Raw genomic sequence first — 20973 nt, forward strand, 5'->3', positions numbered from 1 at the left:
AATACACTTCACTCACTATTAATATCTTTGGAGATAATACGATGACACACATCAAACGTACGATGGGGTTAGCGGCAAGCATTGCTTTAGCTTTCCCGTTATTCGCTTCAGCAGCAGCTGATCAAGAGGCAGCGATGAAAGATGCAAACAACTGGTTGCATCCACGTGGCCAGCATAACAACCAAGGTTTTAGCGCATTAAAACAAATTAACAAAACTAATGTTAAAAACATCAAAATGGCTTGGACATTCGCTACCGGTGTAAACCGTGGTCACGAAGGTTCTCCAGTGGTTGTTGGTAACATGATGTACCTACACACTGCGTTCCCAAACAACGTATACGCACTTGACTTGAACGACAATCAAAAAATCGTATGGTCATATTTCCCTAAACAAGACCCATCAGTACAAGCTGTTTTGTGCTGCGATAACGTTAACCGTGGTTTGGGCTATGGCGACGGCAAGATTTTCTTGCAACAAAATGACGGTATGTTGGTTGCTTTAGATGCTAAAACAGGCGCTAAAGTATGGGAAGTTAAAAACACAGATCCAAAAGTGGGCGCTACAAATACTAACGCTGCACACGTAATCAAAGACAAAGTATTGACAGGCTGTTCAGGCGCTGAGTTCGGTGTACGTTGCTTCTTAGCCGCTTACAATATTAAAGATGGTTCTTTGGCATGGAAAGCTTACTCAACAGGTCCTGATGCTGAAGTATTGATCGGTGCTGATTTCAACTCAGCTAACCCATCATACAGCGCGCTGTCTGTTTACCAAGACGTAAACGGCGGTAACAAACAAGGTGGTTCTTTCAAACCGCTTCCAAACGACCAATTAAAAATTGGCGAAAAAGAATTAGGTACACGTACATGGTTGAAACCACAAGCAGTTAAAGATGGTTGGCAACATGGTGGTGGCTCTGTATGGGGCTGGTGGCCGTATGATGCACGTACAAACTTAGTGTACTACGGTACAGGTAACCCATCTGTATGGAACCCAGATGTACGTCCAGGCGACAACAAATGGTCTATGACTGTGTTTGCACGTGACTTAGACACTGGTGTTGCAAAATGGGGCATGCAAATGACGCCACACGATGAGTGGGATTATGATGGCGTGAATGATGTGATTCTGTTTGATAAAGGCAGCAAAACATACGCATGGCACCATGACCGTAACGGCTTTGCTTACACTTGGGACGCACACACAGGCACCTTGATTGCTGCTGAAAAAGTACATCCATTTGTAAACTGGGCAACTGGCGTTGACAAGAAAACAGGTGTTCCAGCTAAAGATGCTAAAGCTTCAACACACCAAGACTACAATGCTAAAGGCATCTGCCCAGCTGCATTGGGCACTAAAGACCAACAACCAGCGGCTTACAGCCCACGTACTGGTTTAATGTATTCTCCACTCAACCATGTGTGTATGACATACGAGCCAGTTGAGTCTAAATACGTTGCTGGTCAACCATGGGTGGGTGCTACTTTAACGATGTTTGCTGGTCCTGATGGTGTAATGGGTGGCTTCGGCGCTTATGATCCAATGACCAACAAAAAAGTTTGGTACAACAAAGAACGTTTCTCAGCATGGGGTGGTGTACTCACTACAGCATCTGATTTAGTGTTCTACGGCACTTTAGACCGTTGGTTAAAAGCGGTGGATGCACAATCAGGTAAAGAGCTCTGGAAATTCCAAGTAGGTTCTGGCGTGATTGGTAATGCATTTACATACGGCAACAAAGGCAAACAATACGTGGGTGTATTCTCTGGTATTGGCGGCTGGGCTGGTGTAGCGATGAACCTTGGTATGACTAACGACACAGACGCACTTGGTGCTGCTGGTGGTTACAAAGAGTTAACCAAATACAACGCTGCACCTGGCGGCGGTGGTTTAAACGTATTTAGCCTGTAATCTATCACTACTAGTTGTAGCTACTATTAAAACACCCCATTTTGATGGGGTGTTTTTTATTGAGCTAACTCGCCTTTACGCTCAACAATCAGTGGGTTATTGGCATCCAAGTTCACATTACGTATTGAGCCATCTGCCGCTTCAAACCAGAGTGTTGTCTGTTTATTGGCTTGCGTCACCGTGACTAATTTTCCATAAGCTCTTGGTATTTGAAATTTGGCCCGTGTTTGGTTAAGGCTATTTTGCAAACCAAAAGACAGCTTATCTTCATAGAAATTGTCTGTTCTTAACGCACCAAAATCAAATTGATACGCCCAAACAACGCCAGAAAACAGGGCCGTAAATACAGAAAAAATTACAATTAGCTTTTTGATTATGCTCAATGAAGTCTCCTTACTTTTTCAAATAGATGGCAGCTTAACTACTCTTCTCTGACAGTGCAGTCATCAATTCATTCTTAAAATGATTAGATTGCATTTTATATTTTGTGGTGCTAGTATACAGATCGGTATATACCGATCTGTATACTTAACACTTATTTTATTCATGTATCTTAATTTTGGTAATTCTTTAAGATCACCACTAAGGAGTCGATATGAAATTTCACAATGCAATATTAGGTCTATTTTTCAGCGCATCACTGGTCGCAAATGCCGCAGATGCAAACAAACTCAAGGTTGAAGAAAAAGTTGAAGTCAATGCCAATGCTGCGCAGGTATGGGAAAAAGTGAACAAATTTGGTGATTTAGGCGCATGGCATCCAGCAGTGGCAAACACCACTATTCAATCTGGTGCTGAAGCAAAAGTGGGGACCGTACGCGTACTCACCTTGCAAGATGGCGGCAAAATTACAGAAGAATTGAAAGCCTATGATACCAACAAAAAAATGTTTACTTACCGCATTATTGAAGGCGTACTTCCTGTCAGTCATTATATCTCAACTGTACAAGTCACCTCTCTGGCACCTAATAAAACGCTAGTCACTTGGGTAGGGCATTTCCAACGCAAAGATTTATCTGCTACACCTGCACAGGGTCAAGATGATGCAGCAGCAGTGAATACAATCACTGCTGTATATCGTGCAGGCCTAGACAATTTAAAGAAAATATCTGAGTAGTTGGTATTCAATGCGGCAGATATTTGTTTGGGTTGATATTCAAGCAAATATCTGCTGATTATGTTGCAGGTTTAAATACATAAAACAAATTGGGCTCGCTCATAATATAAATACTTTTGTCTGATCCCACCGCTATACCTTCAGCTTGCGGCACATGCGCTTTTAGGCCATGAAAGCCTTTCCACAACGCCAATGCGCCCAGTGCATTGCCCTCTTCATCGTATTCTTTAATCAATCTGGACTCGTCACTTAACAGCAACAAATGTCCGGTTTCACTGTGAAACGTCACGGAGGACAAATCTCGCATTGACCACTTAATGGCCTTATCAAAAGCGTCTAACCGTTTGATATCAATATTCAATGGCCTGGATACATCCGCGTCAAAAAAACCACTCACGGACATAATGTATTTAGGATCACGCTCTTTTGCCACCAACAAACGGCTGTGATTGTCATCCCAAGAGACGCCCTCAAAATTTTTATTGCCTGAAGCATTGACGCCCAGCCTAAGTTTAGGCGCGTTAGTCACATCTAAAAACTGAGCATCATTGTCTAGCTCCGCCAAAATCAAGCGATTATCGCGCTCATCGGCAATCACATAACGGTTACCCGTCACATGCGTAATCCCTTCCATGTCATCCACGCCTTTCACATGCACTTCACGCACGATGTGCCCTTGTAAATCAAACTCAATAATTTTTGACTCTTGATTCAACACCGTGAATAACGTGTTGCGCTCTACGTTGTGCGTAAGCCCAGAAGCATTTTTTAATGCTGCGATTGGCAATGCATCGATAGTGACTTGGTAATTGCTTAGATGGAACGTATTGTCATGTGCAGCTGGTTTATAGCTATGCCATGCATACCAAGCCAGCGCCTCCAGCTTGAAGTAATACGCCAACGAAGCAAGTGCGAAGCATATCGCAATGATCCAACTCCATTTTTTAGATAGTTTAAAAGTAAATTTCATTTGTCGCTTATACGTCTTGTGTCCAATGGAATTTATGCATAATGCGATGCGCCACTGGCGCTAGAAACAACCCAACAATCACTAGAAAAACCAGCCCTGCATACAAGGCATATAGGCCTGCAAATAATTTTCCATGGTCGGTTTGTGGTGGATCCACCGGGCCCATACCTCCCAATAGCATCGCAGCATTTAAAAAAGCGCTGTGCCAAGACAGGTGCTCAAAATACAAATAACCCAGCATGCCAATAGCAAGTGAAAACAGCAACAGTAAGGCAGCCGTGATTGTATGCAACGCCATGCGCAATAGAAATTTTTGCTGAGAAATGGGTGGATGATGGCGGGATTCGTACATAAGGACTCCACAATAAGATGGACTGATGCCCATGAAGTTCAATGACTGGATGACCGCTGAATTATATTGGATTTACATGTGCGCAAGGTGAGCAAAACCAGTTGAGCAATACTAGCTGAACAAACCCTGCTGATAATGAATAAACGATATGCAATGAAACGATGATGGATGAGGTGCTGAAAACAAAAAAGCCCAGTAGTTAGCTGGGCTTTTGTTAAGGTAATTAAACCTTATTTGTTCATTACGTACATTGTTACTTCGAAACCGAAACGCATTTCAGTAGCTGCTGGTGTTGTCCACATAATAATCTCCTTTTGTTTAAACACATCCACATGATGTATCTGTATGACTCACACTATACCGACAGGTTTAAATAATGGCCTATGTGCTTGACGTATTGTTGCCTAATGATTTTACGTAAAAGACCTACTGTATTTTTTCAGGCTGACTACTTCATGGTTCTTAATTTTGAGGCCACATAAGAAGCAGCGGCTGTTCTGGTTTCCACCCCCAGCTTGGAAAACACATGTTCCAAATGCTTATTGACTGTTCTCGGGCTGGTGCCCAAAATATCGCCAATATCACGATTGGTTTTACCTTTGATCGCCCAATACAGCACTTCTGATTCGCGTTTGGTGAGACCAAAGGTGCTTGTCAGCGCTTGAATTTGGGCTTCATCAGACTCTTCACTCAGCAAAATAATCCACTGTTCATCACTGCTATCATCAGCAAGGCTCAAGGTTAAGCGGCTAGAGCCTTTAATCATGTTCAACGCTTGCGTACGCTCAGCGTTGGCTTGCTGCATATTTTGCAACCAATTCAACATGGGCTCTGGCGTGGTGTCTGCAGCATGCAACCCACTTTCATAAAAATAGCGTTGCATCCATTGTCTGGCCAGTGGGCTTTGCCAGACAATTTTTCCGTCTTGCGGTGTAATCGCAATAGCCGCTTGGCCAAATGCATCCAGCGCACTGCGCGCTTGGTTCATGAGCTTGACCGTTTGCAGATGCGAGGCAATCCTAGCCAACACCTCTTTAGGTCGAATCGGCTTGGTCACATAATCCACCCCGCCAGCCTCAAAGCCAGCCGCCACATGCTCAGCTTCAGTCAGCCCCGTCATAAAAATGACCGGGATATGCCGAGTCAGACTATTGGCTTTTAATTGGCGGCAGGTTTCAAATCCATCTATGCCGGGCATCATCGCATCCAGCAAGATAACATTGGGTTGCGCATCGTTCGCGCGTTGCAATGCCGTCTGCCCGCTATCGGCAACCAGTACCATATAGCCGGACTCATCCAGCGCATCATGCAAATAGGCCAAATTATCCAGCACGTCATCTACGATGAGCACCGTGGGTGTTTGTGTAAGGGTATTCATTGTTTTACGTCTTCAATATATTTTTTCACTGCTTCTAATTTAAATTGACCGACCAGTTGCTTCATTAATGCAATAAAGGATTGATATTGAGGGTTTAACTGCTCAATCTCATCCAGTTTTTGGTGTATGCCTTTGACATACCCCATGTTGACCAGTGACAAAATATCCTGCAAATGATGCGACTCTGGCATTGTAATCGTATCGTCGCTCATTGCGTCAATGGTTGGTACAACTAGGTTACGTGTATCGTGATTTTCTTTTATCCACTCAATCGCCAGCCTGCTGCCAATCCAATCCAGTAAGTCTTCTACATTCACTGGCTTCACCATAAAGTCTTGGCTATCGATCCCTGCCGCATTTTCCAGATTTTTGTCATATGCGTTGGCCGAGACAATTGCAATCGGGATATTGGAATGATGCACTTTACGAATGATATAAGAAGCCTCCCAACCATCCATCACCGGCATCGCCAAATCCATGAGGATGATATCCGGTTTAAACTGCTGATACATATCGACACATTCTTTTCCGGTTGCTGCTTGTGCGACATCAAAGCCTAAAGGCGCAAGAATATTGATCACCAGCTCCCGATCCACTTGCTCGTTATCTACCACCAGCACTTTGCGACGCAATCCGCGATACCCTACTCGCTTGCGGTAAACGGCAGGTTCTACCTCTACATCTTGTCGAATTTGCGATAAAAACAGGCGGATTTCAAACTGCGTGCCCCTACCTTGTTCGCTCTTAAAGTGAATCTCACCACCCATTAATTCTGTTAAGAGTTTACTGATGGTCAAACCCAAACCGGTACCACCGATATTGATTTGCTCTGCAGCACTGCCACGTTCAAATGGCTCAAATATCTTTTGATACTCGGAAGGTTTGATGCCAGGGCCAGTGTCTTGAATTTCGATATGGGCGATTTCACGCGCATAACTGACGCGGAAAGTAATGCCGCCCTCTTTGGTAAATTTAACCGCGTTGCCCAATAAGTTAATAAGGATCTGCGTCAACCGTTTTTGGTCTGCACGCACCAAAGCGGGTAATTCTCCACGCTGTTCAAATTTAAAATAGAGACCTTTATTACGCGCTTGCAGTTCAAACATGCTGACAATTTGGTGAATAAACTCGGGGAACTTGAGTGGCTTAGTATCAAATGTGAGCTTGCCACTCTCGATGCGCGCAATGTCTAATGTCCCCTCAATCAGCGATAGTAAGTGCTCACCACTTCGACTGATGACACGTATCGCTTGGCGGCGATGCTCAGGGATAGATGCATCATTATCGAGCAATTGTGCGTAACCTAAAATACTATTGAGCGGGGTGCGTAACTCATGACTGATACCCGTGATATAACGGCTCTTTGCTTTATTGGCTTGTTCGGCCAAATGTCTGGCCAACTGCAACTCAGTATCGGTTTGTTTATGCAGATCAATCTCACGCAATAGCAAGCCCGTTTGTCGGTTAGACTCTTCTTGCGCCACTCGCCGACTCTCGGTAGTGAGCACTAACCACCACGCTACAATTCCACTAGCAAACACCAAGGCGGCAAACACTTTGAGATAGCCGCTACGTAGTTGCGGCAACAGCTCAGAGGCAGTGCCTTCTAATATCAAGGTCTCATGGAAGTAAATCAAACCAAGCACTGCACCAAAAAACCCTAAAGCAATGGTCATCAGCAACAAATAATGGGCAACCCCGCCTTTGATATGTGGCCACAGCGACTTAGGCAGAATAAACTTGTTCACGTCTATCCATTGTTGCGAGAGTTTTGCATGCGGCTTGCACGCATCATTGCAGCGTGCATCTAGACAACAACACAAAGAGCAGATTGCACCCTGATATGCCGGACAGTGCGCCATGTCATCAGTCTCGTATTCTCGCTCGCACACTACGCACTTTTGCATGCGTTTAGTGGTGGGAAACACGAAGGGTTTACGCGCAATGTAGTAACGGCCCTTGGTCAGCCAAGCAATCAAGGGCGAAGTAATGAGCGCTGTACCCAAGGCAATAAATGACGAGAACGCGGTCAGCGTCTCGCCAAATACCCCAGAGAACGCTGCAATCGAAATCGCCGACGCCAGAAACATGGTGCCGACGCCAACCGGATTGATGTCATATAAGTAAGCGCGCCTAAACTCAATGCCTTTGGGGCTGAGTCCCAACGGTTTATTAATCACCAAATCTGCCACTACTGCGGTAATCCAAGCAATAGCAATATTGGAGTACAAGCCTAGCACTTGCTCTAACGCTTTAAATACATCTAACTCCATCAGCATGATGGCAATCACCGCATTGAATACCACCCACACCACACGCCCGGGGTGGCTATGTGTGAGCCGCGCAAAGAAATTAGACCATGCCAATGAGCCGGCATAGGCATTGGTCATATTCACTTTAATTTGTGATACCACCACAAATAAAGCGGTCACGGCCAAGGCTACATCGTAAGAGCTAAATGCATAGTTAAAGCCAACCAAATACATATGTGTGGGGTTTACTGCAGATTGAAACGACATATCGCTTTGGATCACTAGATAAGCCAGCAGTACGCCGCCTAGCATTTTGAGCATGCCTAAGAATACCCAGCCTGGCCCAGCCATGAGCACGCCAATGTTCCAACGCCATCGATTTTGCACCGTTTTGTCCGGCATAAACCGTAGAAAGTCGACCTGTTCACCAATTTGGGGAATAAGTGCCACACCAACCGCTGTGGCTGCACCAAACATGTGCAAGTTAAACTCGCCCGCTTGCCCAGATACACCGGCAAACATACTAAGTTTAGATAAGATATCCGGATCATGATGCAAGATGGCAATGAAGGGCAAAAACATCAGTACCAGCCAGATAGGCTGCGTAATCATTTGAATACGGCTAATCAACGTAATCCCGTGCGTCACCAGCGGAATCACCACCAACGCGCTGACTAGATAGCCGATATAGAGTGGCATTTGGAAGTACAACTCTAGCGCATACGCCATGATGGCGGCTTCTAAGGCAAATAAAATAAAGGTGAACGAGGCATAGATAAACGAGGATATCGTGGAACCGATATAGCCGAAGCTGGCACCACGGGTGAGCAAATCCATGTCTAAGCCATATTTAGCTGCGTAATAACTAATCGGCAAACCGGTAAGAAAAATAATTGCGCCAACTGCCAATATCGCCCAAAATGCGTTGATAAACCCATAATTGACAGCAATCGTGCCGCCAATTGCTTCTAACACCAAAAATGAGATTGCACCTAGCGCGGTGTTAGATACACGTAAAATTGACCATTTACGAAAGGAGCGCGGCGTAAAGCGTAAAGCATAATCTTCGATAGATTCGTTAGCGACCCAGGTATTGTAGTCGCGACGAATCTTCACAATACGCTGTGTGGGCTCTGCCTGCGGCGCTTCGCGCGCATTGAGTTCTGCTGTTGCCAAACGAGATTCCTCATGATGTAGAAGTGGTCTAACGCTTGTAAATAAGCAATATCTATTCCTTGGCCGAAATTCCTAGGCAGAACGAGGCCAGCCACATCTTAATCAATGAGCAAAAGTTGATATGTACGTTAAATAACGTATATCACGTGACGTGATGATTGAACAAGCGGTGCATCACACACCAACCATCGTTAAAGTAGGTTAAACCGTGAGCAACAGGTTAGCACCTAACCCTAGCATGAGTCCAGCCAGTAATGCTTGCGAGAGCGTGAGTAAGCGGTGGCGCTGCATGCCCAGCACATAACCCAAGCCATGTAATCCAGCGGTAGCAATCAGCATCCCCAACAAAGGCAGCGCCATATTGGCCATTTTGTCCTGATACAACTCCGTACCATGTGCCAAGCCGTGCATCAACGCAAATAGCGCAGTCAACAGCAGTTGCAATTCACGGTGAATAGCAAAACGCGTCATCAACACCACGCCCAACGCGATCAAACCAGCAGCAATGGTAGACTCCACGCCCCCTATTGCAATACCAGCCATACCTAGCAATGCACCTAACAACATTGTGCAGACAAAGGTCAGCGGCAATTGCCAGCGCGCTTTTCCACCCACATTGGCGGCCCATACCCCAACGGCCAACATCATCAATAGATGATCCCAACCTAATAGCGGGTGCAGTAATCCGGCAGTAAATCCGTGAGTCAATCCGTGTCCCGGGTGCGCCAGCGCAAAACCGGAGAATAGCGACAGTACAATACTTAGTGTGAATTGTTTTTTCATCATAGCCCTTTACAACATTAATCCTTGTTTTTCAATAAACCGCACTATCTCTTCTAAGCCTTGACCAATCTTGAGATTGGTAAAAATAAATGGGCGTTCTCCGCGCATGCGTTTCGCATCTCTATCCATGACTTCCAGTGAGGCGCCCACCATCGGCGCTAAGTCAATTTTGTTAATCACCAACAAATCTGATTTGGTAATACCAGGCCCGCCTTTTCTGGGGATTTTCTCACCAGCCGCTACATCAATCACATAAATCGTTAAGTCAGAAAGTTCTGGGCTGAACGTCGCTGCAAGGTTATCGCCACCGCTTTCCACAAATACGATATCTAAGGTTTGAAAGCGTTGACTGAGCTGCGCGACGGCTTCTAAATTCATGGAAGCATCTTCGCGTATCGCCGTGTGTGGGCAACCACCAGTTTCTACGCCAATAATGCGCTCTGGCGATAAGGCTTCGTTGCGGGTCAAAAATTCCGCATCTTCCTTGGTGTAAATATCATTGGTCACCACGGCAATGTTATAGACATCGCGCAGGCGCTTACACAAGGCCAAGGTAAGCGCGGTTTTGCCAGAGCCAACTGGACCACCAATGCCTACACGTAAAGGCTCTTGATAGCTAACTGCTGGCACTTTTTCTTTTAATTGCACTGTCATTTTCTAACCTCTACGAACTCAATTAAGACCTAAATAATCTGCTGTACTGCGTTTCGTGTCTGCACCCTGCGATACTTAACAAAGGATTAAAGTTGCTGATGGCTTCATCTGGCAACTGCATGGCATCTGCAACGACCTGTGGCAATGATTGCCCTAAATGCAGCAAGATTTTTTGCCCGGCCACTTGGCCCAATGGCACTGTTTTCATCGCGGCACTGGCCTGATTTTCTAGCCATCCCCACACATAGCCTTGTAACGCATCTTGCACATGAATTTGCCAATGCTGTGCAATGGCGGCATAGATAGTGGGGAAAGCCGGCGACTGCATGCTATGTATCTGCGCCATCAAAGTATCGGGCATTTCTTGCAAGTCATTAAGCAAACGACATAGTGAATAACCCATCTGGCGTGTCTCAGCCAGCGCCTCTACTGTATCCCGCCCAGCTTGATAAAAAGCATCCCAAGTTTGCACAGCTTGCATATCACCCGCCTGCCACGCGCCATATAAACGATGCAATACAGGCAACTCAAACTGCGCTTGGTAAATATGCAGCACATCACCAACCCAAGTTTCTGCACTGGCTAAATCATGCACATCGCCACATTCAATCGCCCATTCTAGGCCTTGCGAATAACTATATGCGCCTACCGGCAGCATGGGACTCGCCAATTGCAATAAGCGACTCAGCGCCAGACTTGATTTCAGCACATGTGATTGTGGTGCATTAGCCATGTTTGAGTCGACGCTTTGACTGTTGCTTTAATTGTTCCAGAGGACGTAGATTGGTCATCGCGTCGTCATCATGTCCATGGCGATGACCACCACCGTAAGCACCGGCTTCTGGCTCAAACGGCGCTTGGCTCTCTGTGACTTGCATGCCCAAACCCAGCAACATTTCTTTGAGTACATAATCTTGCTCTAAACGCAGCCAGCCATCGCCTACTTGCAGTGGCACATGGCGGTTGCCCAAATGATAAGCGGCACACATCAAAGCCTGTGTGCTTGCTGCGGTCACATCATATACAGGCTCTTGCGCAGAGACGATTTGTATTACCGTGCCGGATTCTGACTTCAATAAATTGCCACCACGCAGAATAATGCCCCGGTCTAAAAACAAAGCCGCTTCCGTGCCGGATTTCAATATGACCCGTAATCGACTTTTCTGGCGTTTATCAAACGGCAGTTCTAAGTAGTCGTCAATGTGCGTAGCTAGCGTAATGCGTTCAGTAATATGTAGCATGATTAAAATAAGAAGTAACGTTGCGCCATCGGCAATACTGTTGCCGGTTCACAGACCAAATCCATGCCATCGGCCAATACGCGATAGGTTTCCGGGTCTACATCAATCGTCGGCATCCAGTCATTGTGAATCATGTCTTTCTTTTTGACATGGCGTGTGCCACTAATACCCACCAATGGTTTTTGCAAGCCAAGTGCAGCTATTTCTGGATTGCTTAATGCGGCTTGCGAGACAAAGGTTACCGCCGTTTTCAAACCACCTGCATAGGCACCAAACATAGGGCGATAATGCACGGGTTGCGGTGTTGGGATAGACGCATTCGGGTCGCCCATGGCAGCGGCAGCGATCATGCCGCCTTTTAATATGGTAGAAGGTTTAACGCCAAAAAAGGCAGGGCGCCATAGCACTAAATCCGCCAGCTTACCGACTTCTATCGAACCCACTGTATGCGCAATGCCATGTGTCAGTGCTGGGTTAATGGTGTATTTGGCAATATAGCGTTTGATTCTGAAGTTATCGTTACGCTCAGAATCTTCTTTAAGTGGACCGCGTTGCACTTTCATTTTATGTGCAGTCTGCCAAGTGCGAATAATCACTTCGCCCACACGCCCCATGGCTTGCGAGTCTGAGGACATCATAGAAAACGCACCTAAGTCATGCAAAATATCTTCTGCTGCAATGGTCTCGCGACGGATGCGGCTTTCAGCAAACGCAATATCCTCGGCAATAGCGGGATCTAAATGATGACAAACCATGAGCATATCCAAATGCTCATCAATGGTATTCACGGTAAATGGCCGAGTCGGGTTGGTGGAAGATGGCAACACATTGGCATAACCAGCTGCTTTGATAATATCTGGCGCGTGACCACCGCCAGCACCTTCGGTATGGAAAGTATGAATGGTACGGTCTTTAAATGCACCAATGGTAGTTTCCACAAAGCCAGACTCATTCAAGGTGTCAGAATGGATCGCCACTTGCACATCCATTTCTTCTGCCACGCTTAAACAGTTATCAATGGCGGCAGGTGTGGTGCCCCAGTCTTCATGTAGTTTTAAGCCTATGGCACCTGCCGTGATTTGTTCACGCAAAGGTTCTGGCAAACTGGCATTGCCTTTGCCTAAAAAACCCAAGTTCATGGGGAAAGCATCGGCCGCCTGTAACATGCGGTGAATATGCCAAGGTCCTGGCGTACAAGTGGTAGCAAAGGTGCCGGTGGCTGGGCCCGTACCGCCGCCTATCATGGTCGTCACGCCCGACATCAACGCTTCTTCAATTTGTTGTGGGCAAATAAAGTGAATATGCGTATCAATGCCGCCGGCGGTGACGATCATGCCCTCACCTGCAATAATCTCAGTGCCTGCGCCAATCGCTATGGTCACTTCTGGCTGGATATCCAGATTGCCTGCTTTACCAATCGCAGAAATACGCCCAGCTTTAATACCAATATCGGCCTTCACCACGCCCCAATAGTCGATGATTAACGCATTGGTAATCACCGTATCAGCCACATCAGCAGACACCAACTGCCCTTGCCCCATGCCGTCACGTATCACTTTACCGCCACCAAACTTCACTTCCTCGCCGTACACGGTGTAGTCTTTTTCTACCTCCACCCAGAGCTCAGTATCGGCTAGGCGCACCCTATCGCCCACGGTGGGACCGAACATTTCGGCATAGGCTTGTTTGTCTATTTTTAAAGTCATTCAACTCAATCCTTGAAAAATCTCAAAGCGAAAGTAAGCGTAGGCGAAAAGGCAGCGACAACACCGGAGTTTACATAGAGTAAATGAGGATGTTGGCGGTGACTCTTTAACACCTGATGACTGAGCGGCTGATTTTTCATTCCGAAAGAGCACCCATCACTCTGCCTGCAAAGCCATATACTTTTCTATCACCCGCTAACGCTACCAATTCAACGGTGCGCGTTTGACCTGGCTCAAAACGGACTGCCGTACCAGCTGCGATATTCAAACGAAACCCATAAGCCGATTTCCGATCAAAATCGAGCGCATCATTGGTTTCAAAGAAATGATAGTGTGAGCCGACTTGAATAGGCCGATCGCCTTTGTTCGCCACATGCAAGGTAACGACCTGACGCCCTACATTCAAGAGAATGTCGCCGCTGTCTATTTTCATTTCACCTGGAATCATAACAACCTCTTATATCTAAAAATGATTAGCACTAAGCCAGACAAGACACGCGCAAAAAAGACCGATGCGGCATATACAAAATATGTAAGCAGGGATTGTTTGCAAGCAACGCAGTATGGTGACGTGATTATCATTTTTATGGGATTGGGTGATGAACGGTGACTAGCTTCGTCCCATCTGGAAACGTCGCTTCAATTTGAATATCGGGAATCATCTCCGCAATACCCTCCATGACATCATCACGACTCAGTAGTGTCGCGCCATAACTCATGAGTTCAGCGACCGTTTTACCATCGCGTGCACCCTCCATAATGGCGGCAGAGATGTACGCAATGGCCTCTGGGTAATTGAGCTTTAATCCACGTCCTTTACGACGCTCTGCTAACAATCCTGCAGTAAATATCAGCAGCTTATCTTTTTCTCTAGGAGTCAGTTCCATCTAACGCATCTCATGCTTCATGTTGATTGATTATGTATTCAAACTCTATGTATTCCAGATTCTTGGCCTAGTAACTTCACGACCCGCATACCAAGGGCGTAGTAGCTGCCACAATTGCTCAAAATACTGTTTGGCGGTTTGTGCAGATTGCCCTACATAGCGTGCTGAAAATACCTCTGGCAAAGTAGTGACTCCATACCGTGCTTGCAAATCCAATGCCAAATTTGGTTGTACTGCCTTGCACGCTTCAATCACTTCTACCGGTACAGTACCAGCCACCACGATAAAGCTTGCAGATACTGGATTGCCGCTTAATCCTACGATAGATTGCATACATCGACTATGTGGCGTCAATGCACCCACTTCGCGCCAAATGAGTTTTTGTTGCCGATAAATAGCAAGATTTTGGTGCATATGCCCAGTTTGCCAGCGCTCTTGTTGTGCTTGCCTGCCAAAACAAACAATATCCCATGCTGCGTAACGGGCATCTGCCGCTAAATCAATGCGGGCAGAAAAATCCACTTGCGCACCATCGAATAGAATATTCTCTTGTGGCAACCACTCTAGGCAAGCATTGTCTGCCAAAGAAAAATGTAAATGTTGACTGGCGGGCTGCCCATTGGCTTTGTACCATTTGCCTGCGCCTGGTGTGGTCAACAAAGCGTGCGCTTGTGGTTCAAGCGTTACCTCTAATGTTAGCGCATCACCACCCGCAACACCACCCGGCGGATGCACTATTACACCGTGACAGACGGCTTGCCCTTCTGGATGCAAACTCTTTTGCAATACCAAAGGGCCACGGTGCTGCTTAAACGCTAGAAAACTACGCGACCCTTGGTTTACGTCTTGCTGCTGCGCGACTTGATGATGCGCAAATCTAAGGGTTAAATGTGCCGCCCAATGCCTGGGAGGGGTACCTAGCACTTGGGCTAAGCATTCAGTTAACTCACTTTTGATTTGCGCATCATCCATCGCCACATCATGCCACAAAATCTAACTTTACGAGTACAGCCAAATACAACCACCCATGCTTAAACAGACAGATAACCTTTGATTTTGGCCGCATCGACTTCGCCACGTTTATCTTCATGAATGAACTTGCCTTTATCAATCACAATGATGCGATCCGCCACCTCCATGGTAAAGCTCAACACTTGCTCGGAAACGATAATGGTAATTTCACGCATCTTACGTATCTCATTCAACACGCGGGCAATGTCTTTAATAATGGAAGGTTGAATCCCTTCCGTTGGTTCATCCAATAACAGCACTTTTGGATTGGTGACTAAAGCACGTGCAATAGCCAACTGTTGCTGCTGACCACCCGACAAATTGCCGCCTTTGCGTTTACGCATATCAAACAAGACAGGAAACAACGCATAAATATCTTCAGGGATTTCACGCGATTTTGATTTTTCCAAACCCGTTTCAATGTTTTCCTGCACTGTCATGCTGGGGAAAATCATACGGCCTTGCGGCACATAGGCCAAGCCTCTCGCTACACGTTGATAAGTGTCCGCACCTTGTAAACTTACGCCATCGACCATGGCTTTTGTCGATTTGCTTGGCAGAATCCCCATCAACGATTTGAATAAGGTGGTTTTACCCATGCCGTTACGGCCCATGATGGCCAGTGTTTCGTTTTTATTGGCGGTAATATTCAAGCCATGAATGACTTGGCTTTGGCCATAGCTGACTTGCAAATTTTCAATTTCAAACATGCGGGTTCTCCTAATGACCTATTAATTAATGACCTAAATACACTTCAATCACTTTTTCATCTTCTTGCACTTTGTCCATAGAGCCCTCGGCCAAAATCTTGCCTTGGTGCAATACGGTCACTTTATGGGCGATCTTTTTGACGAATTCCATGTCATGCTCAATCACCAGCACAGAGCGGTTGTTGCAAATTTTATTCAGTAACTCGGCTGTTTGGTCACGTTCTTTTGCACTCATGCCCGCCACTGGTTCATCCAGCATCAGCAACTCTGGATCTTGCATCAGCAACATGCCGATTTCCAGCCATTGCTTTTGGCCATGACTCAATAAGGCCGCTTCTAAATCGAGTAAGTCAGTGAGCATGATTTCTTCTGCCACTTTACGTACTTGTGCTTCAACCTCGGCCGTGCGCTTAAATGTCAGGCTACCAAACACGCCACGCCCTTTGGGGTAGGACACTTCCAAGTTCTGATACACCGATAAGTTCTCGTAGATCGAAGGCGTTTGGAATTTACGGCCTACGCCTTCACGCACAATTTCGTGCTCAGAAAGTTTGGTCAGCTCTTTATTCATGAACTTGATAGAACCTGATGTAGATTTGGTTTTACCGCAAATCAAATCCAGCACCGTGGTTTTACCTGCACCGTTTGGCCCAATCACCACACGTAACTCATTCTTATCGATATACATGGTGAGGTTATCGACCGCTTTAAATCCATCAAATGAAACCGTCAGATCCTCAATGGACAATACAAAGTCTGTATTACTCATGCTTTAGCTCCCTTCATATTGGCCACTTTGGCGGGTTTCTCTTTTTTAGCTACAGGCGCTTCAATGTGTGACAGCGTAGGCTCAATCTTTACCGGTTCTGGCGTGTCGTCATAAAACCGTTTCATGAACTTGAGTTTTCTAGCATGTTGATCCCACAACCCTGCTAAACCATTTGGGAAGAACATCACCACCGCCATGAACAAACCGCCCATCAGGAACAACCACAATTCTGGATACGTTTCTGAGAAGAAGGTTTTACCGTAGTTGACTAACAAGGTACCGTACACCGCACCAATCAAGGAGATACGCCCGCCTACCGCACAGAAAATCACCATTTCAATGGATGGCACAATGCCCACAAACGAAGGTGACATGAAGCCGACCTGCAAGGTAAACATGGCGCCACCAATCGCAGAAATCATGGCAGCGATACAGAAGATAAAGATTTTGAAATCAGATACGTCGTAGCCAGAGAAGCGCACGCGCTCTTCTTTATCGCGCATCGCCAATAACAACATGCCAAACTTACTGGTTAAAATGTATCTGGAAAGCAAGATGCAACCGAATAACAAGATGCCATTGACGTAGTACAAGATGTATTTTGCACTATCGGTACGTGTATCCCAACCCAACATGGTTTTGAGGTCAGTAATACCGTTTACGCCACCAGTTAAGCCTTGTTGACCGACAATCAAGATACTTAAAATTAAGGCAATGGCTTGGGTAATGATGGCGAAGTACACGCCCCCTACACGACGCTTGAACATTGCAAAACCGATAATGTAAGCAAATAGCGCTGGAATCACCAAGATAGCCAATATGGTTAAAGGCAAGCTCTTGAACGGCTCCCAAAACCATGGAATGGAAGTCAACTGGTTCCAGTCCATAAAGTCGGGGATGCCTGGTGTGGTTTGGATTTTGGTACTAATCGGATCTGAGGCTTCTAACTTCATGAACATCGCCATGCCGTAACCACCCAGACCAAAGAAGATGCCTTGGCCTAAACTCAGAATCCCGCCGTTACCCCACAACAACACCAAACTCACTGCAACAAAGGCGTAGGTCAGGTATTTACCGACTAAATTCAGCCTGAATATATCGACACCAAGTGGTAGGGCGACAAAGATAACGGCAGCCAGCACCGCTAACCCTAATAACCCTTTCTTGCCTCCCAGCAGTTCACTCGAACTTAACTTACTTAATATGGCATTCATCTATGTTCTCCTAATCTACGTCAAACAAAATTTGTGGCACTACTTACTATTTGTAATACTTGCTTTTGATCACACTTGCTTGCAGTATTACTTACGTAGTTTCGAAGCAAACAAACCTTCTGGCTTCATCATCAAAATCCCTACAATCACCAACAATGTAGACACCTTACCCATCGAGCTAGTCATAAAGAACTGCAAGATTGATTGTGCTTGTGCAATACCGAACGCGGAGGCGATCGTACCCATCAAGCTGGCTGCACCACCAAACACCACCACCATAAAGCTATCTACAATATAGAGTGTGCCTGTGGTTGGGCCGGTAGAAGCAATCGTGGTAAACGCAGCACCTGCAATCCCTGCAATCCCACAGCCTAAGGCAAAGGTCATACGATCCACTTTACTGGTATTGATACCAACAGCGCCTGCCATCACACGGTTTTGCACGGTGGCACGTACACGTAGACCCCAGCGTGAGCGATACATAAACAAGTACACCCCAGCCGTGACAATGATGGCTAAGAACATCACGAATACCCCGTTAATGGGAATATCAATGTCTGGTGTTGGCTTAAACGAACCCAACATCCATTCTGGCAACTCAGCACTCACTTCTTTTGCGCCAAACGTTGAGCGGAAGATTTGTTGCATCACCAAACTCAAGCCCCAAGTCGCTAACAGCGTATCGAGTGGCCGTTTATACAGATGCCGTATCATGATAAATTCAATGAAGTACCCCACTGCAAACGCTAGGGCGAATGCGATGAGAATCGCAAACACGAAGTAATAGTTTACAAAGCCATAATTGGCCGCCAACTTGGAAATCATCACCGTGGTATAGGCACCAATTGCCATAAACTCACCGTGTGCCATATTAATTACACCCATTTGCCCGAAAATAATTGCGAGACCAAGTGCCATGAGGAGCAACACTGTAAACATGCTCAGGCCAGAGAAACCCTGCATCACCACAATATTGCCTATATCTGCCATTGAATAACCAAACATACCGGCCTCCTACTCAAAACCTACTAATGAAATAAACTGAACCCACACATCTCAACCTACTACTATTTGCCTGCAAATTGCGGCAACCTGATCACAGACTGCCGCATATTGACTACTCAGGTGCGTGGTCTAAACCACGCATCAGACAACTATTGATAACCTTTTGGGAATGGATCAGGTTTGATGTAACCAGAGGTGTAAACCACTTTCGCTTGACCATCTTTACCCCATTGACCAATACGTAATTTAGTCGTTAAGTGATGGTTAGCTTCTACAGTCACAGGGCCTTCTGGTGCATCTTTGAACTCATAACCTGGTAAAGCAGCTTGTACTTTGTCTACGTCAAAGCTACCTGCACGCTCAACCGCAGCTTTGTACAACCATGGGCCTAAGTAAGCAGCTTGTGTCACGTCACCAATCACAGAGTTAGGACCCCATTTCTTTTTAAACTCAGCCACAAATTTCTTGTTGGCCGGGTTATCTTGAGATTGGAAGTACTTCATGGCTGAGTAGAAACCAGCTAAGTTTTCACCGCCAATGCCTAACACTTCATCCTCAGTCACTGAGATGGTTAACATGGTTTGTTTAGCTGAATTTAAACCAGCAGCATTCAGTTGTTTAAACCATGCTACGTTACTACCACCTACTACCGCTGCGTAAATCACGTCTGGTTTTTTCAGTTTGATTTTGTTAATCACAGAACCAAATTGTGTATCGCCCAACGCAATGTACTCTTCACCCACCACTGTGCCTTTTAAGTGTTGCTCAATGTGTTTACGGGCAATTTTCATCGAAGTACGTGGCCAGATGTAATCAGAACCAATCAAGTAGAACGTTTTCGCTTTCTTCTCTTTAGCAATCCAATCCAACCCTGCCAAAATTTGTTGTGTTGCTTCTTGGCCTGTGTAGAACACGTTTTTAGATTGCTCTAAACCTTCATAGAACGTTGGGTAGAACAGCAAGCCATTCTCTTTTTCAAATACTGGCAATGCCGCTTTACGTGAAGCAGATGTCCAGCAGCCCATAACCGCAGCCACTTTATCTTTTACCAATAGTTTTTTAGATTTCTCAGCAAATGTTGGCCAGTCTGAAGCACCGTCTTCTTGAATCACTTCAATTTTGCGGCCCAAAATACCACCCATCGCATTGATTTGCTCAATCGCTAATTTTTCAGCTTGGATAGAACCGGTTTCGCTGATCGCCATCGTGCCGGTAGCTGAGTGCAAGATACCTACTTTGACTGTGGTATCCGTCACGGCTAAGCCTGTAGTGTTCACTTTAGCGGTTGGAAAATCCGCTGCCAAAGCATGGCTGGAAATCACACCCACTGCTAGCAGTGCGCCAACTAGCGCGCCACCCGCTTTCATAAAACTACGTCTGTTAAAGGTACTCATTGCTGTGTCTCCTGTTTAAAAAATCAAACTGTAAAAATTAAAAATATTTAAAACTAAACTTACTTCAACTCAATTCGCTTTACTTCATCGGCTTGACTAATGCCCAAGCATCCAAGGTCTAGCGGTTTTTTTGGTTTGTACTTGCAGCGCAGCTTTGCCAGTGTCTTCATTCACTTTAGTAGTGGTTTTGCAGGTGTGTGACCCGGTGCAACCGCAACTGGAACGTCGACCAACTTTAGGATCATGTGCAGATTTTTCATTGCGCTCATGCGCCTCACGTTGCTGCTTGCCCATGATGGCTAAGCGTGGGACTGACATAATGCGTGGGCTTTCAGCGCCGCACTCTTGGCAAAAAGCAGGTTCACTGCATTCACTCATTCTGCGTAGCGCACTAAACACGCCGCAGCTGTCACATTCATATTCATACATGGGCATTTGCAA

22 protein-coding genes are annotated in these 20973 nt (G+C 45.9%); 2 read left to right on the top strand and 20 right to left on the bottom strand.

The features are described 5' to 3' along the window. Positions 1-41: 41 nt before the first annotated feature. Positions 42-1913 (top strand): PQQ-binding-like beta-propeller repeat protein, encoded by a 1872-nt coding sequence (locus tag A3Q3_RS0105905; protein WP_020182652.1) that lies wholly within the window; start codon positions 42-44, stop codon positions 1911-1913. 56 nt (positions 1914-1969) lie between these two features. On the opposite strand, the gene A3Q3_RS0105910 is transcribed toward A3Q3_RS0105905, so the two are convergent. Then, on the bottom strand, positions 1970-2296 hold the full coding sequence (locus A3Q3_RS0105910; RefSeq protein WP_020182653.1) for a hypothetical protein: 327 nt from the start codon (positions 2294-2296) through the stop codon (positions 1970-1972). 212 nt (positions 2297-2508) lie between these two features. Here A3Q3_RS0105910 and A3Q3_RS0105915 point away from each other — a divergent pair, with 212 nt between their 5' ends. Continuing rightward, positions 2509-3030 (top strand): SRPBCC family protein, encoded by a 522-nt coding sequence (locus A3Q3_RS0105915; protein ID WP_020182654.1) that lies wholly within the window; start codon positions 2509-2511, stop codon positions 3028-3030. 58 nt (positions 3031-3088) lie between these two features. Here A3Q3_RS0105915 and A3Q3_RS0105920 read toward each other — a convergent pair whose 3' ends face one another. From A3Q3_RS0105920 to A3Q3_RS0106005, 19 genes are all read right to left on the bottom strand, one after another. Continuing rightward, positions 3089-4000: an SdiA-regulated domain-containing protein gene (locus tag A3Q3_RS0105920; protein ID WP_020182655.1), complete on the bottom strand. Its 912-nt coding sequence runs from the start codon at positions 3998-4000 to the stop codon at positions 3089-3091. A gap of 7 nt (positions 4001-4007) precedes the next feature. Further along, positions 4008-4352, bottom strand: coding sequence for a hypothetical protein (locus tag A3Q3_RS0105925; protein WP_020182656.1), 345 nt, complete (start codon positions 4350-4352; stop codon positions 4008-4010). A gap of 230 nt (positions 4353-4582) precedes the next feature. Continuing rightward, a complete protein-coding gene (pqqA, locus tag A3Q3_RS14615) occupies positions 4583-4654 on the bottom strand; it encodes a pyrroloquinoline quinone precursor peptide PqqA (RefSeq protein ID WP_012777389.1) in 72 nt (23 codons plus the stop codon). A 146-nt stretch (positions 4655-4800) separates the two neighbouring features. Continuing rightward, entirely contained in the window at positions 4801-5730 is a 930-nt protein-coding gene (locus tag A3Q3_RS0105930; RefSeq protein WP_020182657.1) for a response regulator transcription factor, read from the bottom strand. Further along, on the bottom strand, positions 5727-9158 hold the full coding sequence (locus A3Q3_RS0105935; protein ID WP_020182658.1) for an ATP-binding protein: 3432 nt from the start codon (positions 9156-9158) through the stop codon (positions 5727-5729). Before A3Q3_RS0105935 ends, A3Q3_RS0105930 begins: the two co-directional genes overlap by 4 nt. 201 nt (positions 9159-9359) lie before the next feature. After that, positions 9360-9944 carry a HupE/UreJ family protein gene (locus A3Q3_RS0105940; RefSeq protein ID WP_020182659.1) on the bottom strand — a complete coding sequence of 195 codons (585 nt, stop codon included), beginning with the start codon at positions 9942-9944 and terminating at the stop codon, positions 9360-9362. A gap of 6 nt (positions 9945-9950) precedes the next feature. Continuing rightward, positions 9951-10595, bottom strand: coding sequence for an urease accessory protein UreG (ureG, locus tag A3Q3_RS0105945; protein ID WP_020182660.1), 645 nt, complete (start codon positions 10593-10595; stop codon positions 9951-9953). Between the two features lie 22 nt (positions 10596-10617). Beyond that, positions 10618-11328 carry an urease accessory protein UreF gene (locus tag A3Q3_RS0105950; RefSeq protein ID WP_020182661.1) on the bottom strand — a complete coding sequence of 237 codons (711 nt, stop codon included), beginning with the start codon at positions 11326-11328 and terminating at the stop codon, positions 10618-10620. Then, positions 11321-11836 carry an urease accessory protein UreE gene (ureE, locus tag A3Q3_RS0105955; protein WP_020182662.1) on the bottom strand — a complete coding sequence of 172 codons (516 nt, stop codon included), beginning with the start codon at positions 11834-11836 and terminating at the stop codon, positions 11321-11323. Before ureE ends, A3Q3_RS0105950 begins: the two co-directional genes overlap by 8 nt. Positions 11837-11838: 2 nt before the next feature. Next, positions 11839-13542, bottom strand: coding sequence for an urease subunit alpha (gene ureC / locus A3Q3_RS0105960; RefSeq protein WP_020182663.1), 1704 nt, complete (start codon positions 13540-13542; stop codon positions 11839-11841). A gap of 136 nt (positions 13543-13678) precedes the next feature. After that, complete coding sequence (locus tag A3Q3_RS0105965; RefSeq protein WP_020182664.1) at positions 13679-13990, bottom strand: urease subunit beta; 312 nt, start codon at positions 13988-13990, stop codon at positions 13679-13681. A 136-nt stretch (positions 13991-14126) separates the two neighbouring features. After that, positions 14127-14429, bottom strand: coding sequence for an urease subunit gamma (ureA, locus tag A3Q3_RS0105970; protein WP_020182665.1), 303 nt, complete (start codon positions 14427-14429; stop codon positions 14127-14129). A gap of 45 nt (positions 14430-14474) precedes the next feature. Next, positions 14475-15401: an urease accessory protein UreD gene (locus A3Q3_RS0105975; protein ID WP_020182666.1), complete on the bottom strand. Its 927-nt coding sequence runs from the start codon at positions 15399-15401 to the stop codon at positions 14475-14477. Between the two features lie 59 nt (positions 15402-15460). Then, the gene (gene urtE, locus A3Q3_RS0105980; RefSeq protein ID WP_020182667.1) at positions 15461-16150 is read right to left on the bottom strand and encodes an urea ABC transporter ATP-binding subunit UrtE; all 690 of its coding nucleotides are present in this window, start codon (positions 16148-16150) and stop codon (positions 15461-15463) included. A 25-nt stretch (positions 16151-16175) separates the two neighbouring features. Further along, complete coding sequence (urtD, locus tag A3Q3_RS0105985; protein ID WP_020182668.1) at positions 16176-16919, bottom strand: urea ABC transporter ATP-binding protein UrtD; 744 nt, start codon at positions 16917-16919, stop codon at positions 16176-16178. Then, a complete protein-coding gene (urtC, locus tag A3Q3_RS0105990) occupies positions 16916-18133 on the bottom strand; it encodes an urea ABC transporter permease subunit UrtC (protein WP_020182669.1) in 1218 nt (405 codons plus the stop codon). The genes urtD and urtC overlap by 4 nt, the downstream gene beginning before the upstream one ends. An 87-nt stretch (positions 18134-18220) precedes the next feature. Next, positions 18221-19138: an urea ABC transporter permease subunit UrtB gene (gene urtB, locus A3Q3_RS0105995; RefSeq protein ID WP_020182670.1), complete on the bottom strand. Its 918-nt coding sequence runs from the start codon at positions 19136-19138 to the stop codon at positions 18221-18223. Between the two features lie 149 nt (positions 19139-19287). After that, complete coding sequence (gene urtA / locus A3Q3_RS0106000; protein ID WP_025224757.1) at positions 19288-20532, bottom strand: urea ABC transporter substrate-binding protein; 1245 nt, start codon at positions 20530-20532, stop codon at positions 19288-19290. A 96-nt stretch (positions 20533-20628) separates the two neighbouring features. Then, a complete protein-coding gene (locus tag A3Q3_RS0106005; RefSeq protein ID WP_020182672.1) occupies positions 20629-20967 on the bottom strand; it encodes an FmdB family zinc ribbon protein in 339 nt (112 codons plus the stop codon). Between the last annotated feature and the right edge of the window lie 6 nt (positions 20968-20973).

The organism is Methylotenera sp. 1P/1, assembly GCF_000384355.1.
Classification (GTDB): Bacteria; Pseudomonadota; Gammaproteobacteria; order Burkholderiales; family Methylophilaceae; genus Methylophilus.

Excerpts from the sequence above, each read along its gene's own strand:
- A3Q3_RS0105905 (WP_020182652.1), top strand. The coding sequence starts at position 42 with ATGACACACATCAAACGTACGATGGGGTTAGCGGCAAGCATTGCTTTA.
- A3Q3_RS0105915 (WP_020182654.1), top strand. The coding sequence starts at position 2,509 with ATGAAATTTCACAATGCAATATTAGGTCTATTTTTCAGCGCATCACTG.
- A3Q3_RS0105920 (WP_020182655.1), bottom strand. The coding sequence starts at position 4,000 with ATGAAATTTACTTTTAAACTATCTAAAAAATGGAGTTGGATCATTGCG.
- A3Q3_RS0105925 (WP_020182656.1), bottom strand. The coding sequence starts at position 4,352 with ATGTACGAATCCCGCCATCATCCACCCATTTCTCAGCAAAAATTTCTA.
- A3Q3_RS0105930 (WP_020182657.1), bottom strand. The coding sequence starts at position 5,730 with ATGAATACCCTTACACAAACACCCACGGTGCTCATCGTAGATGACGTG.
- A3Q3_RS0105940 (WP_020182659.1), bottom strand. The coding sequence starts at position 9,944 with ATGATGAAAAAACAATTCACACTAAGTATTGTACTGTCGCTATTCTCC.
- ureG (WP_020182660.1), bottom strand. The coding sequence starts at position 10,595 with ATGACAGTGCAATTAAAAGAAAAAGTGCCAGCAGTTAGCTATCAAGAG.
- A3Q3_RS0105950 (WP_020182661.1), bottom strand. The coding sequence starts at position 11,328 with ATGGCTAATGCACCACAATCACATGTGCTGAAATCAAGTCTGGCGCTG.
- ureE (WP_020182662.1), bottom strand. The coding sequence starts at position 11,836 with ATGCTACATATTACTGAACGCATTACGCTAGCTACGCACATTGACGAC.
- ureC (WP_020182663.1), bottom strand. The coding sequence starts at position 13,542 with ATGACTTTAAAAATAGACAAACAAGCCTATGCCGAAATGTTCGGTCCC.
- A3Q3_RS0105965 (WP_020182664.1), bottom strand. The coding sequence starts at position 13,990 with ATGATTCCAGGTGAAATGAAAATAGACAGCGGCGACATTCTCTTGAAT.
- ureA (WP_020182665.1), bottom strand. The coding sequence starts at position 14,429 with ATGGAACTGACTCCTAGAGAAAAAGATAAGCTGCTGATATTTACTGCA.
- A3Q3_RS0105975 (WP_020182666.1), bottom strand. The coding sequence starts at position 15,401 with ATGGATGATGCGCAAATCAAAAGTGAGTTAACTGAATGCTTAGCCCAA.
- urtE (WP_020182667.1), bottom strand. The coding sequence starts at position 16,150 with ATGTTTGAAATTGAAAATTTGCAAGTCAGCTATGGCCAAAGCCAAGTC.
- urtD (WP_020182668.1), bottom strand. The coding sequence starts at position 16,919 with ATGAGTAATACAGACTTTGTATTGTCCATTGAGGATCTGACGGTTTCA.
- urtC (WP_020182669.1), bottom strand. The coding sequence starts at position 18,133 with ATGAATGCCATATTAAGTAAGTTAAGTTCGAGTGAACTGCTGGGAGGC.
- urtB (WP_020182670.1), bottom strand. The coding sequence starts at position 19,138 with ATGTTTGGTTATTCAATGGCAGATATAGGCAATATTGTGGTGATGCAG.
- urtA (WP_025224757.1), bottom strand. The coding sequence starts at position 20,532 with ATGAGTACCTTTAACAGACGTAGTTTTATGAAAGCGGGTGGCGCGCTA.
- A3Q3_RS0106005 (WP_020182672.1), bottom strand. The coding sequence starts at position 20,967 with ATGCCCATGTATGAATATGAATGTGACAGCTGCGGCGTGTTTAGTGCG.